The sequence below is a fragment of the Enterococcus sp. AZ196 genome (genome assembly GCF_050498845.1).
Lineage (GTDB): Bacteria > Bacillota > Bacilli > Lactobacillales > Enterococcaceae > Enterococcus_A > Enterococcus_A murrayae.
In genome coordinates this window covers 279,871-294,170 of record NZ_JBIPAM010000001.1, presented here as the reverse complement: position 1 = coordinate 294,170, position 14,300 = coordinate 279,871, and the positions used below count along the sequence as shown (strand labels likewise).

Below are 14,300 nucleotides of genomic sequence, written 5' to 3'. Positions count from 1 at the left end.
TGAAAAGTTCTTAAAAAAGGAGACCCTTATGAAACGTGTATTAGTCGTTGACGATGAGCTTTCGATCGTAAAGTTGCTAAGTTTTAATTTAGAAAAAGAAGGTTACGCTGTCACTACTGCTGAAGATGGTAAAGAAGGCTATGAGCTGGCCTTGAATGAAAAATTTGATTTCATTATTTTAGATGTAATGCTGCCATCGATGGACGGTTTAGAAATCGCCAAAAAATTACGGCAAGAAAAAGTCGACACACCTATTCTAATGCTCACAGCTAAGGACGATGCTATCGATCGTATTTTAGGGTTGGAGATTGGTGCCGATGATTACTTAACTAAACCATTTTCACCTCGGGAAGTACTAGCCAGAATGAAGGCAATCTTCCGAAGAGTGGAACCACGTCAGGAAGTTATTGAACACGAATTTCTGACAGCAGGCGAAATCAAGGCAGATCTTTCTAATTATCAAGTGACCGTTCGAGGAGAAAAAATCGAATTGACACCGAAAGAATTTGAATTACTCGTTTACTTCATGAAACGTAAAGAACGTGTAATCGATCGTGATACCCTGCTTGATCGCATTTGGCAATACGATTTTTCTGGTCAAAGTCGAATCGTAGATGTGCACGTTTCACATTTACGAGAAAAAATTGAAGTTGATCCAAAGCATCCACAATATTTACAGACTGTTCGAGGCTTTGGCTATAAATTTCAGGTGCCCGCCCAATGAAACGTAAACACTTAGACTACCTTATTCCCTTTCTCCTTATCTGCCTGCTCTTTTTAGGCAGTTGGAAATTAGCAAACCATTTCTACACTAAGGAATTATTGGAACAGCAGGAAGAATTCTTGACCAGTAATGGCGAGCTTATAATCCATCGACTAGATTTGAATCAGCTGGATTCAACCAGTAATCGAGAGGTAATTGAGAGTTTTTCTAAAGAAGCGAATGATCGGATCACACTGTTAGATGCGAAAGGCAAAATTATTTTTGATAGTACAGAACCGAATCTTTCAGGTAGTCGGGAGAATCGCCCGGAGGTAAAAATTGTTTTAAACAGCAACGATGTTGGCTCGTCTGTTCGCCATAGCACAACGCTAAAAGCCGAGTTGCTTTATACGGCACAACCGATCCGAACGAAAGATGCTACAGTAGGTATCTTACGCGTGGCAAAAAGGACCTCGGCTTTTCAACCAAAAACACGAAACTTTCAACGAACGATTTTTATTATCTTATTTTTATTTTATGTCTTCATTTATTTAATTATCTGTTATTTGATCTATCAACGAAATCGCCCAATTGAAACAGTCCTTCCCGTCTTACAACGAATGTTGAAAGAGCCTGAAAAAAGTAACTATGTCATGCAAAATTCGCCGCAATGGCAAGAGCTCTATGTCGCAGTCAATCAAATCAGCGAACAGTTGAATGAAACCTATGCTGCTTACACATCGACAGAAGAACAATTTTCAACGCTTTTTCACGAGTTGACAATCGGCGTCTTCATTATCGATACCGAAGGACGATTTACTATGATCAATCCGGCAATGGAAGAATTATTGCAAATTGGCGGTGCCAGTCAACACTACTATTGGCAGGTTATTGAGGATAACAAGTTTATTCAATTAATTCAACAAGTATTGGTGGATAAAAATCAGGTACATCAAGAAATTTCAACAAAACTCCCTAGTTCGATGAATTTGGATATTCGTTTACGTTATCTCGAGAATGAAATCAAAGGTGATCAAATTATGGGGACCGTCTATGATCTGACCCACGTTCGCCGATTAGAAAAAATTCAACGTGATTTTGTTGGAAATGTCTCTCATGAATTAAAAACACCGGTAACGTCCTTATTAGGATTTACTGAAACCTTGTTAGATGGTGCTAAAGATGATCCTGACTTGACTGAAGAATTTTTGACTATCATGCAAAATGATGCCAAACGGTTGCAGCGATTGATTCAAGACATTATTGAACTTTCAAAGGATAGCAATGATTTAGCTGAGGACCGGCAAACGATCGAACTGAACTATTTTCTCCATCAGCAAATAGAGTTGTATGAGCATTTACTAAAGAGTAAACAAATCACAGTTACAATCGATGGTGCGGAGAATTGTTTCTATCAAACCCGTTTGACCTTTTTCCAACCAATCGTTAAAAACCTTTTAGAGAATTCGATTCAATATTCTCCTGAGAATAGTTTGATTGAATTAAGCTATCGACTAAATGACCAATTAGAATTCACTGTCACTGATCACGGAATCGGGATGTCAAAAGACGATCAAAAACGTATCTTCGAACGCTTCTATCGCGTAGACAAGGCTCGTGCTCGACACTCGGGCGGTACTGGACTAGGACTTGCTATCGTCAAGGAGTACAGCGAGATTCTTGGAGGAACAGTCACAGTGGAAAGTCATCCGAAACTCGGCTCGACTTTTACTCTTAAATTACCAAACAAATAAGGACCGCGGAGATTTTTCCGCGATCCTTTTTCATTTTTGGGGAAGCTGTTACGTCATTTTGCTCACTTTTGCAAAAATGGTTATTTCACTGTACCGTCAACAGATCGTTCTACCTTCATTGAAGTAATTGGCAAGTAGCCCAATTCTTTTACCGGTCCTGATTGTATTTCATCACTTGTCATATATTTCAAGAAGTCTGCTAGCGCTTTTTCTGGCTTACCGTTCGTATACATATGTTCATAGGACCAGATTGGCCATTTATTCGTAGTAATATTTTTGTCGTTAGCTGTTACACCATCTAATTGCAATGCTTGCAGACTGTCATCCACATAAGATAAAGCAAGGTAGCTGATCGCTCCTGGAGTTTGCGCCACGATTTTTTTCACCGTACCCGATGAATCCTGTTCCTGTGACTGAATTGGTTCTTTTCCGTCTAGTCCCCATTTCTCAAAAGTTGCACGAGTTCCACTACCTGAAGCACGGTTTACAACTTGAATGGCTTCGTCTTTTCCACCAAGCTCATTCCAATTTTTAATCTTTCCTGTAAAGATATCGATTAATTGCTGTTTAGTAACATCTTTCACGCCAACATCCTTATTAACGACTGGAACAAAACCGACTACTGCAACTTTGTGATCAACTAATTTGTCAGCATCCACGCCATCCTTTTCTTCAGCGAAAACATCTGAATTACCGATTTCTACCGAGCCGCTCTCAACTTGACTCAACCCTGTTCCACTACCGCCGCCTTGAACAGAGATCTGAACGTTGGGATGCTCTTGTGTATAGCTTTCTTGAGCAGCATCGACTAACGGCTGTAAGGCTGTTGAACCAACGGCAGTAATTTTTGCTGTATCCTCTTTAGCTGAGCTAGAGTCCTTTGTTGCGCCCCCATCGCTGCAGCCCGCTAGTATAATCCCTGAAAATGCTAATGCTAAAATAATTTTCTTCATTCATGTACACTCCTTATAATAGATAATGCATTCCTTTTTAAGAAATCGACTCAATGCTTCATGTCACATCTCTTATTTTTAGTACATCGTTACTTTAACAATGGAACGTAAATATCTTGTTGAATGCATGTAAATGATCGGTAAAGAACTGTAAATGTTTGGTAAAGACGAAATAACTTACTTTTTATTAGTTTTATTGTATAATACCTATGCAATGAAAATTTTAAGTGAGAGAAGCGAATAGAGATGCTAGAGATTACCTATGAATTGAACAATTCTGAAAAAGAAAAAGAGTATGCTAGTGCTAACGATTTTATAGCAGCGCAATTAAAGGAAGTCCCAGATCTGCCTGATTATTATCATGTAGTAAAAGCTATTGTCGATGGTAAAGAAATCAGCTTAACTGACAAAACGATCAGCGGTCTGTTCAACTATTTAAATAAGTAAAATAGAAACGATCAAATCGAAAAGGATTTGATCGTTTCTATTTATTTTTTTATATATGCTGCTAGACGATTCATGGCTTCAACTAAATTTTCCATCGAAGCCGCATAACTTATTCGAACATACCCTTCACCTTCAGGACCAAAGGCAATCCCTGGAATAATTGCTAATTGATTTTTTTCAGCTAACTCAATACAAAAGGCCATTGAATCCTGTATTTGATCTGCTGGAATTTTAGCAAAGATATAAAATGCGCCTGACGGACGAGCCACTTCAAATCCCAATTTGGTCATCGCTTGATAAACAAAATCGCGCCGTTCACGATACTCTTCTCGCATTATTTCAGCATCAGAAATCCCTTGTACCAACGCTCGAACCGCAGCCTTTTGTGAAATAGTTGAGGCCGCTGTTACCAAATATTGGTGAACCTTGATAATCTGCTGAGTCAATTCCGCTGGTGCAAAAATAAAGCCAATACGCCAGCCAGTCATCGCATGAGATTTAGACAGTCCATTAATTAAAATGGTCTGTTCACGTAAATATTTTCCAAATGAAACGTGCTTTGTCTCATAATTAAGTTCACTATAAATTTCGTCGCTGATCACAAAAATCGGATACTTTTTCAATGTCTGGCTTAACGCGGAAACCTCTTTCTCATTGTACGCCACACCCGTTGGATTTGAAGGCGAGGTGATAATGATTGCCTTGACCTTCTCCCCATGCTCTGCCATCGCCTGATCGATTTGCTCTGGTGTTAAAACAAAGCCAGTTTCCCGTGTATCGATGTAAACAGGCTCAGCACCTGCAAGTAGAATCAATGGTTCGTATCCTGGATAAGTTGGTGCTGGAAGCAATACCTTGTCCCCAGCTTCTAAGATAGACAACAAGCTGGCTGACAATGCTTCAGTTGCGCCTACAGTTACCAAAACCTCGTTTGTCGGTTCATAGTTCACTGTATATTTTTCAGATAAAAAACGGCTCGCTGCTTCTCGAACATCCATCAAACCAGACATACCAGTATAATGACTGAAATTATCTTTTATCGCCTGCTGACCTGCTTCCTTGACGTGCTCAGGGGTATTAAAATCCGGCTCGCCTAATGTCAGCTTCAGCATATTAGGAATCCCAGAGACCTTTTCGTCAAATTGACGAATCAGTGAGACGGCGATTTCATACACATTTTTGTTAAAACGATCTTGCAATTTATTCATATAACCCCTCCATTTCTAATCATATTATCACAATCTCTCAGATAGTAAAGAAAAAATATTCTGTTCATATTTGCTTTGCTATCGCATTTTTTTCAGAATATCTCTAATGTTTTACATTTGTTTTCCTCTTTTATCCTAAAATCCATAAAAAATCGGTTTTTACTTTTTCTTTTTTAAATTAGTAAAATTGGCGTCAATAAGAAAAAATTTAGTTCTAAACAGTTAATGTTTTGTTGATAGCAGCATAAAAGAACTTTCATTATCCAACGTATTTTTTACTTTTGTATTGATTTGACCATTTATCAGTCATAAAATAACCATAGAAAAATTTTAAGGAGGTCACTGCGCTGAGTAAGAAACGAATCCTGCAATTACCTTTTATTTTTTATCTGATTCCCTATGTCCATCTTTCTTTAGCGATTGACTACCTCTTCGATTCAATCATAGGAATTTTTCTTTTTTTAATTCTTACGGTAATTATTGGTTTTTATGCCAAGATGACACGACAGATTTCCTTACTAATCATTGGAAACATCCTTAATATAGTATTAAGTTGCTTTTTGATCATTATTAAAAGTCCTTTGATAAATCTGTATCATTCTTCATCCCCCTTTACGGCTGCTATCCCGTTGATTGCGCTTTTTCTGATCACACAACTGACGGGGATTTTTTGGGGCTATGCACTGCATAAAGAGGCGGACATCTCTATTGATAAAGATGAATAAAGGGATTAACAAAAAACTTCGGATCAGCTCATTGATCCGAAGTTTTTTCACTTATAGTTTACAATTATTTGATCGGCTTGATCCATATTTCTATTTTAGGGTCATCAGTTACATTCACATATTTTTGGATCAAAAAATGGGCCATATTCTCCATTTCGACTCCATGTCTTTTAAGCCACGTTTCAAAGAAATAATTATTCGCTTTATACAGAGCGTCTTCTACTAAATAAGTGAAATTCTCTGCTTCAAAGGTGCAGACATAGAACGCTCCTGGATCTAGCTTAATTTGTTTGAAGCCCTCTACCTGACTATCATCAGATGAGCCTCCTACAAAGTATAGGACTTTTCCAGGTGTCTCAGCGGTTGTAAAATAATCAATTGCTACCCCCTCTTTTAACAAATTAGGAATGGTCTCTTTCTTTTCATGAAATTCATCCCATAAGTCAATTAGAGTATTAACACCAACTCCATTCATCTCACTAGAATCAATTTGCTTCGACACACCTGTATAGTATTCTGTTTCCTTGATCGTGAGCTGATTGACTTCTAACACCATATCGTCCACCATCAGAGGCACGCCCTCATCTACCAACGTGTAGTAAATCGATAAGTCTGGTTTTAAAAAATCCGTTAACAGTAGTTTACTTTTCCGATAGGCTTCAGGAGTAACTCCATAAATTTCCTTAAAGGCCTTGGTGAAGGTCTCATGACTGTTAAAGCCATATTCAAAAGCGATATCGGCGATTCTTTGATCAGTCGAGCGCAATAATGGCTTCGCGTTCGCCACTCGTCTGGCCTTAATGTACTCATTCACCGTTTTCCCAATCAAGCGGCTAAATAATTTTTGAAAATAATAAAGCGACAGATAGGATACCTGCGCCAATTCTTCAATCGCTAATTCTTCTTTAATGTGCTCTTCAACATAGTCTACCGATTTTTGAATAGCTTCCCAAGCATGCATTTTTTTCACTCCCTGTTCAAAATTCAAAAAAACTCCATGTAGACTTGGTATCAGATCGACTTTTAGAGAAAGCCTATCATTGTTCTAAGCATCCTATTTCTTGATTATTGTCGAACTGATATCCTTTGTCTACATACTAAAAGTTTAGCATAAGAGTGTTGTGCGCACTTGTTGGCTAATGCTCTTTATTTTTTATCCAATTCCTCGATTGATGTAATCACTGGTTTGCCGTCCTTATCCAATAATGGTGTTAATCCTCCAGCATAGCCAACCTTGTTGAACACATAATTCACACCTGTTTCACGATCCACAAATATCATGATTGCGTCCAATTTTCCTTGAGAATATACTCGAACGAAACGTTCTTTTGCCATTTTCTTTCCTTCTTTCTATTATAATGATAGAGCGTTTTCATTAATGCTGCGTCTAGCGTATCACAACCAATTCAACCAAACAATTACTTTTTGTCATTATTCTTCAATTAATCACAAAAAAAGAAATCTTTTTCCCAAAGATTTCTTTTGATCTTATATTTTTTTAACTGGAATTTGAATTTCTGTTAACCAATCATCTTGATGCTCTTTATTCCAAATTCCATCAATATAGTTTTCACGAGCGGAATCAATGATCTCGTAACCATTGTTTTCAACAAATCTAATTGCTGCTGCGTAAGCTTTAGGAATTCCCTTGTAAGGCCCCTTATGCATCGTACAAACCGCCTCTGGAACTTCGGCGATATGTTTGAATTTGAGATCCCCAATATTCTCTTTTAATTCAGTCACAGCTTCGCAAACTTCAATATCGATATTTTCTTCCTTGTATTCATTGTCATGATAAATATTGAAACAGTATTCCGGCACAGCACAAACACATCCTGCTCTTTCCATCAGCGCTCCCATCTCTGGAATCGTTGAGAATAGTGCATCAAAATTTGGAACCGTTTTTCGCATCGAGGCTACGATTGCACCTGGCAATTTCTTAACTACCATGTGATAATTTTCTTCCTCCTGTTGCAAGTATCCTTCAATTTGCGATAGCATCGACATGCGTTCAGAAATTTCTTTCATTAATTGTTGTTTCTTCCGCTGCAGGATGCGTTGCTCGCTCACACCGTCTTGCACCTGTTTGATTTCTTCAATACTATAGCCAATACCTCGAAGAGCTAAGAGACGATGCAACGGCTCCAATTGACTTGAACTGTAATAGCGATAGCCATTGTCAGGATCGATGAAGCGGGGGCGCAGCAGCCCCACTTCATCATAATAACGTAACGTTTTGATTGTTACTTGATTCATCTTAGAAAACATACCGATCCGATAAAGTTTTTCTTCGATTTTTTCACACTCCTGTTCCATTAAATCCTCCTCTTTTCTATTCCCAACGAAATAGCTTCGCAGCTAGGCCGAATCCTAAAAGCGTGATTACGCTCAAAAGAACTAGCACAAATTGCGGATTCCCTACTGGCTGGTTTAGACTAACACTTTTTAATAATTGAACACCCTGCGTCAATGGAAGAATGCCGGCAACTTTTTGCATTCCTTCAGGAAAAAGTTCAAACGGAATCACGGCCCCCGATAGAAAGAGCATTGGAAAATAGACCAAACTACAAACTAAATTGGCAATCTTAATATTCTTACATAGACTGGCGATCAATAGACCTAAACTATACATTGCAATCATAACCAAAAAATAACTCGCAATCAATAAGCCCCAACTTCCCTGCATCCGATAATCAAGAAATACTACCGAAACGAATACTACCAGCCCCGCAGAAATTATTGCTGTGACCATAGCAACCAATACCTGAGTAGCGATCAAATGTCCAGGCGAAGCTGGTGTCACGAAAAAGTGTTTGAGTATTTTTTTATCGCGATAATCACAAATTGTCAGCGGAATACCCATGAATGCTGTTGCACAGATTCCAACGACAAGCAGAGAACTGAAACTGCTGTCTAAAAATGTGTAAGCCGCACTGCCAGCCTGTTTATTTCCAGCAATCATAGTAGTCAATAATAGAATACCCAGCGGCATTCCGATCCCAAAAAGAATACCATCAATAGAACGAATCGCTAATTTCCCTTCAACTTTTGCTAAATTAAGTACTTTATTCATTCTCAGCCCCCCCAACATACCAAAGATAAGCATCCTCCAAATTATTCTGTGAACTCTCTGCCAGCAGTTCTGGAACTGTTCCTTCAACTACAAGATTTCCGCGCTTAATGAGAAGGAGGCGATCGCAAAGAATTTCTGCTTCTTCCATGAAATGAGTTGTTAAAAAGATTGTTATTTTTGTCTCCTTCAATTCGAGCAATGTTTGCCAAACATTTCTACGTGCCTCAGTATCCAATCCAGTCGTCAATTCGTCCAAAAAAATGATTTCCGGATCTGGAATCAATGCTAGTACAATAGAAAGCTTTTGCTTCTCACCACCGGAAAGTTTCTCAACAAACTGTGTTTCAAACCTCTCTAACTTGAATAAACTCAATAATTCTCGATAGTCTCGAGGCTGTTGGTATAAACTAGACAGTTCTCGACACAATTCTCCCACACGAATATTATTCTGATAACTAGATGATTGCAGTTGGACTCCGACACGTTCAAAAATCTCTCGTCGCTGTTTCCGTGGATTCATTCCAAGGATCTCAGCAGAACCTTGATCAGGTCGTTTGACACCTAAAAGTGTTTCAATTGTCGTTGTTTTCCCCGCACCATTTGGTCCCAACAGACCAAAAACTTCACCTTTATTAACGGTGAAGGATAGTTGATTGACGATCTTATTTCCGCCAATTTCTTTTGTTAATTGTTTTGCTTCGATAGCTGTCTTCACTTTGTTTCTCCCCTTTCATTAACAGAATACTGTCTCCTGTTAAGGGAGAGTCAACGATAAAAATTATTGCGGCTGCACAATAAAAATTGTTCCTTCTTTTTGATACCCTTGCTTTTCATAATAAGGATCAACATCACTCATTACATAAACAGTCTGCTTAGGAAAATCCTTACAGGCTTGTTCCATCAAATAGCGGCCATAATTTTTCCCGCGACAATTTGTATCCACCAAAAGATCATAAATATAAATACCAAAGCCATCGTCTTCTCGACAACGAGCATATCCACATATTTTTTTGTCCTCAAAAAGCAAATATGTTAGGGATGTTTCCAAGGCGAGCTCATACTTTCTTCTTCCCTCACCAAAGCAATACCCGCTCCAATCGGCTTCTTTTTCCATCATTGCAAATAGTGTCTCTTCATCTGTTTTTTCATAAGGCCGAATATACCAACTGTCTTCCATGCTAAAAACTCCTTTTAATTTTATGATAACAAAGAGCTGGGCTCTCTGCTTTGTCGATGGTTTAAAACAAAGCTAAAAAAAGACATCCATTTCTGAATGTCCTACAAATGATCAAAATAAGCTCTCGTAGCCTGCTCATCCGCTTCAAGCTGTTTAATTAAGCCCTCCACCGATTCAAATGCTACTTGTCCACGCAACATATGATACCAACGTACACTGACCTTCTCACCATAAATCTGTTGATTGAAATCTAGAATATTGATCTCAACTGTCAGCATCCGATTTGAGCCAAACGTATCATTATGTCCAATCGACCCCATTGCTGGATACCACTCATCACCAACCTTGATTTGATTAACATAGACCCCTTCTTTTGGTAACTTCATGTCATCAGGTACCTGAATATTTGCAGTGGGATAGCCTAAACTTCTTCCACGAGCCTCACCATGAATAACGGTACCGCTAATCTCATAAATATACCCCAACAAATGGTTCGCTTCCTCTAATCGGCCCTCTGACAATAAACGGCGGATTCGTGAAGAACTGATTTTTTCAGTTTCAAATTCTTCCGTCTTTTTAGCAACGATTACCACTTCAAAACGATCCTTCCCATATTTAGGAAGATATTTAGCATCTGCTGCCTGATCCTTTCCAAAATTATAATCGAAACCTGAGACCGCAACCTTGGCATGCAAGCCGACGATATACTGATCAACAAAATCTTGCGGATTCAGTGCAGCAAATGACGATGTGAAGGCAACTTCATATAAAAGTTCCACACCCAATTCTGCCATTCGTTCTTCCTTTTGTCTCAAGGTTGAAAGATATTTAATTGGCTTACTTTGCACTTGTTGAAATACTACTGCAGGATGCTGATTAAAAGTCATGACGGCCAATTTCAAATTTTTTTCTTGCGCTATCTTTTTACCAGTATTGATAACTTCTTGGTGTCCGCGATGAACACCATCAAAAAAGCCTAAAACTAAAACACAATCTCCTACAGGAATTTCTTCTGGTTTATAAGGATGACGTAATTTTATAATTTCCATCTGCTATACCTCCTGATTCCTATTAATGACTTATTTTCCTTCGCAACTGAGTTCATTTCGAATGACTTTACTAGGCTTCAAGAGCCAATTTTTTTCGGGATGTAATCCATAGAGACTAACTAATTGATTTTTGTAGAAGAAAGCAATCAACTCTCCCGGCATTTTCTTGATCCCAAAAATCTTCAATGGCAAAAGCTGTCCATTCTTGACTTTTTGCCAATCACTATCTGTTAAATCGATCCGTGGAAATTCCTTCATCGCTTCTTCAATTGGCTGTAACGCCTGATCAATCTGATTTTTTTCCATCAGCTCACTGATCTGAGCTAAAGTAACAGCTTGACCAACCGAAAATCCGCCGCTTGCTAGGCGCGTCAAATCCGACATATGAGCAGGATATCCGAGTTTCTCTCCTAGATCCACTGCCAAAGTTCGAACATAAGTCCCTTTTCCACAGGTAACTTGAAAACGCCAACTCTGTGTTCTATTCTCTTTGCTATAAACAGGAGCAGTTGTTCGCTGAAAGCTCTCAATCACTGCTTCACGCTCTGGTCGGTCAACCGTTTGACCCGCTCGCGCATACTCATATAGACGTTTACCATTTACTTTGACAGCTGAATACATCGGAGGCACTTGTTTGATAGTCCCAATAAATGCCGCCATCATCTGATCAATTTCTTCTATTGTTAATGGTGAATCTACCGCCTTATGCTCTACAACTTCGCCGCTACGGTCCTCTGTTGTTGTAGAAAAACCTAACGTGATTTCACCCTCGTAAATTTTTCCGCTGTCCTGTAAGTATTCGATCACTTTAGTGCCTTTTCCAATACAGATCGGCAATACACCATCCACATCAGGGTCTAGCGTTCCACCATGACCAACTTTTTTAGTTTGTAAAATTTTTCTTAATTTGAATACACAGTCATGACTCGTCATACCGCGCTCTTTCCATAACGGTAAAATACCGTCCATCGCTGTTTCCTCATTTCATTTTATAATCAACGTTCCCATTATAGCATAGCTCTTCTGAGAAATGGCAAGTCAACGCTGAGGACTCAATGATACTTTTTATAAAAATTCTTGGAACCAAAAAAAGAGCGTAAAAAAAAACGCCAATTGTAAATGGCGATTTTAGTAATTCTTTTCTTTCGCTTTTTTCTTTTGACGTTGCCGACTAATCACAAAGGAAATACTTGGATCTGATGGCTGTCGCATTGCATACGATTCTAATTGATTCACTTGATGGCGATAATTATTGGCCGCGAAGTTAGAAACTTCTTCATTCACTTCATACTTATCTATGATTTTTCTTTCCAAATAAAATCCACGAATCAATTCTTTGGCATAGATTGGATCTTGCTGAATCAAATACGTTCCAAATAGCCCGTGTCCACTAACCTGGTGCATCAAATTTTTTCGTTCATCAATAAAGAAATCAATCAAATCTTCATCATAAACATCACGCAGATTTTCCAAACTATCTAGTATCGCTTCACTGTTACGAATAAATATCTTTCTAAGTGACGAAATATCTTCATTGTCTACAGTCTCTTTGCGCTTCTGCCGGCGTTGCCAAAACATTTTTGGATGCATAATAACACGGATAATACGGCGAACAAAAATCAACCAAAAACTAAGTAACGACAACATTTGTTTCGTCACGGATTCAGATACATTTGAAATAAAACGCGAATACAAACGATAAGCACCTGAGTCAATTTGATGACGTCTAAAGCTTTCATCTAATCCATCACGTTCAACCGAGATTATTAATGCTTGAATTTCTTGAAATTCCTGTTGTGCACTTTCTGGCATAGAATTATTGAAGATCATCTGGACACGCCCTTGATAATTCGCAATAACAGCAAGCAGCGCAAACCGCTCTTTTTCGCTAAGTTTTTTATTATCTAAATCTTCATAAAGCTCACTAATTACTTCACGCAGAATCAACATTAGCTTCGGATCAGTTGGTGGAACAACCTCTCCTTCAGATAGTATCGGCAAGAGGATCATCCCGATAATCAGTGTCAAAAAGGTTACACAGGCTGTGATAAACAGCAACAGGGATCGTTCAGGAAACTCCAGTCCATTAATCGTTGTTGGTAAGATAAAAATGGTTGCAATACTGACGGTTCCTTTAACACCGCCGAAGGTCAACAATAGTCGATCTCTCAGCTGCTCATGACTTCGCTTCCATCCTTGGGTAACAATGTAAAAACCACTGACAAACATAAAACGTAAAACAAATAAAAGAGCCGTGAGTAATAATACAATGCCTAATAGATGAGTATTAGAATAATTTCGACTATTCCAAACAGGTGAAAAGACTTGAGATAGCTCAATTCCTAAAAAGATGAACACCAATGCATTCAGCATAAAGCTAATCGTGCTCCAAGAGCTTTCAGTTACATTGGAAAGCTGTGCTTCAAACAAATTCACTCGACGAAAGCCAGTAGCTTGTAAAACACCAGTTACCACCGCTGCAATAATCCCTGAAGCATGAAACAATTCAGCAATAAAATACGCCACAAACGGCAATATCAGCTCGATCAGCAAATAAGCAGATACATCTTGGGCAGAAATTCGTTCAATAATCTTTATGATCTCATTTTTGATCCATATAATTACTAGACCAACCAATACGCCTACAATACTTGATTCCAATAAGGAAATTGAGGCATCCGCGGCAGAAAATTGTCCTGTCAATAGAGCAGCTACAGCAAACTGGAAGGCCGTGACACCAGTTGCATCATTGATGAGTCCTTCACCTTCTAAGACGTGCATCACTGATTCAGGAATATTTAACCGTTTTGCCAATGAACTGACTGCTACAGCATCCGTTGGCCCTAAAGAAGCACCAAACGCTAAACAAGCTGCAATTGGAATCGCTGGTAAAATACTATGCAAAACAAAACCCAGGCCAAATAGCGTAAAAATCACACCACCAAAGGCTAGAAGCAAAATCAAACCAAAATGCTTCAGAATCGATGGTATATCTGCGGTCTCACCCTCACGAAATAATAAGGGCGCAATAATCATTACAAGAAATACTTCTGGCTCAAAATGGATCGAACTTCCAACTTCAGTAAAACCAAGAACAATTCCGAGAATGATTTGGATCATAAATATTGGAAATGATGGGAAAACTTTTGCTAAAACATTCGATAAGGTAATGGCAATGGCTAAAATGATAATAATCTCAATTAAGCCCATT

General features: G+C 38.6%; 14 protein-coding genes. 3 read left to right on the top strand and 11 right to left on the bottom strand.

Going from position 1 to position 14,300, the window contains the following annotated elements:
- Nucleotides 1-28 precede the first annotated feature (28 nt).
- Both IGI67_RS01405 and IGI67_RS01400 read left to right on the top strand, forming a co-directional pair.
- Nucleotides 29-724, top strand: a complete 696-nt coding sequence (locus IGI67_RS01405) for a response regulator transcription factor (RefSeq protein WP_207110240.1) — start codon at nucleotides 29-31, stop codon at nucleotides 722-724.
- Nucleotides 721-2,457: an ATP-binding protein gene (locus IGI67_RS01400; RefSeq protein ID WP_429956511.1), complete on the top strand. Its 1,737-nt coding sequence runs from the start codon at nucleotides 721-723 to the stop codon at nucleotides 2,455-2,457. Before IGI67_RS01405 ends, IGI67_RS01400 begins: the two co-directional genes overlap by 4 nt.
- A gap of 80 nt (nucleotides 2,458-2,537) precedes the next feature.
- Here IGI67_RS01400 and IGI67_RS01395 read toward each other — a convergent pair whose 3' ends face one another.
- Entirely contained in the window at nucleotides 2,538-3,410 is an 873-nt protein-coding gene (locus IGI67_RS01395; protein ID WP_429956510.1) for a phosphate ABC transporter substrate-binding protein PstS family protein, read from the bottom strand.
- A gap of 246 nt (nucleotides 3,411-3,656) precedes the next feature.
- On the opposite strand from IGI67_RS01395, the gene IGI67_RS01390 reads away from it, so the two are divergent.
- A complete protein-coding gene (locus IGI67_RS01390) occupies nucleotides 3,657-3,857 on the top strand; it encodes a hypothetical protein (RefSeq protein WP_207110243.1) in 201 nt (66 codons plus the stop codon).
- 41 nt (nucleotides 3,858-3,898) lie between these two features.
- Here IGI67_RS01390 and IGI67_RS01385 read toward each other — a convergent pair whose 3' ends face one another.
- The 10 genes from IGI67_RS01385 to IGI67_RS01340 all read right to left on the bottom strand — a co-directional run bounded on the left by IGI67_RS01385 (nucleotide 3,899) and on the right by IGI67_RS01340 (nucleotide 14,299).
- Nucleotides 3,899-5,065, bottom strand: coding sequence for a pyridoxal phosphate-dependent aminotransferase (locus IGI67_RS01385; protein ID WP_207110244.1), 1,167 nt, complete (start codon nucleotides 5,063-5,065; stop codon nucleotides 3,899-3,901).
- A gap of 789 nt (nucleotides 5,066-5,854) precedes the next feature.
- Nucleotides 5,855-6,751, bottom strand: a complete 897-nt coding sequence (locus IGI67_RS01380; RefSeq protein WP_429956509.1) for a helix-turn-helix domain-containing protein — start codon at nucleotides 6,749-6,751, stop codon at nucleotides 5,855-5,857.
- A gap of 185 nt (nucleotides 6,752-6,936) precedes the next feature.
- Nucleotides 6,937-7,125, bottom strand: a complete 189-nt coding sequence (locus tag IGI67_RS01375) for a DUF6440 family protein (protein WP_207110246.1) — start codon at nucleotides 7,123-7,125, stop codon at nucleotides 6,937-6,939.
- A 153-nt stretch (nucleotides 7,126-7,278) separates the two neighbouring features.
- Entirely contained in the window at nucleotides 7,279-8,106 is an 828-nt protein-coding gene (locus tag IGI67_RS01370) for a MerR family transcriptional regulator (protein ID WP_207110247.1), read from the bottom strand.
- Between the two features lie 16 nt (nucleotides 8,107-8,122).
- Nucleotides 8,123-8,863, bottom strand: coding sequence for an ABC transporter permease (locus IGI67_RS01365; RefSeq protein WP_429956508.1), 741 nt, complete (start codon nucleotides 8,861-8,863; stop codon nucleotides 8,123-8,125).
- Nucleotides 8,856-9,578 carry an ATP-binding cassette domain-containing protein gene (locus IGI67_RS01360; protein ID WP_207110249.1) on the bottom strand — a complete coding sequence of 241 codons (723 nt, stop codon included), beginning with the start codon at nucleotides 9,576-9,578 and terminating at the stop codon, nucleotides 8,856-8,858. Before IGI67_RS01360 ends, IGI67_RS01365 begins: the two co-directional genes overlap by 8 nt.
- A 63-nt stretch (nucleotides 9,579-9,641) precedes the next feature.
- Complete coding sequence (locus IGI67_RS01355; RefSeq protein WP_429956507.1) at nucleotides 9,642-10,040, bottom strand: GNAT family N-acetyltransferase; 399 nt, start codon at nucleotides 10,038-10,040, stop codon at nucleotides 9,642-9,644.
- A gap of 101 nt (nucleotides 10,041-10,141) precedes the next feature.
- Nucleotides 10,142-11,089 (bottom strand): riboflavin biosynthesis protein RibF, encoded by a 948-nt coding sequence (gene ribF, locus IGI67_RS01350; protein WP_207110251.1) that lies wholly within the window; start codon nucleotides 11,087-11,089, stop codon nucleotides 10,142-10,144.
- A 30-nt stretch (nucleotides 11,090-11,119) separates the two neighbouring features.
- Nucleotides 11,120-12,058 (bottom strand): tRNA pseudouridine(55) synthase TruB, encoded by a 939-nt coding sequence (truB, locus tag IGI67_RS01345; RefSeq protein WP_429956506.1) that lies wholly within the window; start codon nucleotides 12,056-12,058, stop codon nucleotides 11,120-11,122.
- 159 nt (nucleotides 12,059-12,217) lie between these two features.
- Complete coding sequence (locus IGI67_RS01340; protein WP_429956505.1) at nucleotides 12,218-14,299, bottom strand: cation:proton antiporter; 2,082 nt, start codon at nucleotides 14,297-14,299, stop codon at nucleotides 12,218-12,220.
- Nucleotide 14,300 lies beyond the last annotated feature (1 nt).

What these genes read in the sequence shown, in the direction of transcription:
- IGI67_RS01405 (WP_207110240.1), top strand. Translation starts at nt 29, where the DNA reads ATGAAACGTGTATTAGTCGTTGACGATGAGCTTTCGATCGTAAAGTTG.
- IGI67_RS01400 (WP_429956511.1), top strand. Translation starts at nt 721, where the DNA reads ATGAAACGTAAACACTTAGACTACCTTATTCCCTTTCTCCTTATCTGC.
- IGI67_RS01395 (WP_429956510.1), bottom strand. Translation starts at nt 3,410, where the DNA reads ATGAAGAAAATTATTTTAGCATTAGCATTTTCAGGGATTATACTAGCG.
- IGI67_RS01390 (WP_207110243.1), top strand. Translation starts at nt 3,657, where the DNA reads ATGCTAGAGATTACCTATGAATTGAACAATTCTGAAAAAGAAAAAGAG.
- IGI67_RS01385 (WP_207110244.1), bottom strand. Translation starts at nt 5,065, where the DNA reads ATGAATAAATTGCAAGATCGTTTTAACAAAAATGTGTATGAAATCGCC.
- IGI67_RS01380 (WP_429956509.1), bottom strand. Translation starts at nt 6,751, where the DNA reads ATGCATGCTTGGGAAGCTATTCAAAAATCGGTAGACTATGTTGAAGAG.
- IGI67_RS01375 (WP_207110246.1), bottom strand. Translation starts at nt 7,125, where the DNA reads ATGGCAAAAGAACGTTTCGTTCGAGTATATTCTCAAGGAAAATTGGAC.
- IGI67_RS01370 (WP_207110247.1), bottom strand. Translation starts at nt 8,106, where the DNA reads ATGGAACAGGAGTGTGAAAAAATCGAAGAAAAACTTTATCGGATCGGT.
- IGI67_RS01365 (WP_429956508.1), bottom strand. Translation starts at nt 8,863, where the DNA reads ATGAATAAAGTACTTAATTTAGCAAAAGTTGAAGGGAAATTAGCGATT.
- IGI67_RS01355 (WP_429956507.1), bottom strand. Translation starts at nt 10,040, where the DNA reads ATGGAAGACAGTTGGTATATTCGGCCTTATGAAAAAACAGATGAAGAG.
- ribF (WP_207110251.1), bottom strand. Translation starts at nt 11,089, where the DNA reads ATGGAAATTATAAAATTACGTCATCCTTATAAACCAGAAGAAATTCCT.
- truB (WP_429956506.1), bottom strand. Translation starts at nt 12,058, where the DNA reads ATGGACGGTATTTTACCGTTATGGAAAGAGCGCGGTATGACGAGTCAT.
- IGI67_RS01340 (WP_429956505.1), bottom strand. Translation starts at nt 14,299, where the DNA reads ATGGGCTTAATTGAGATTATTATCATTTTAGCCATTGCCATTACCTTA.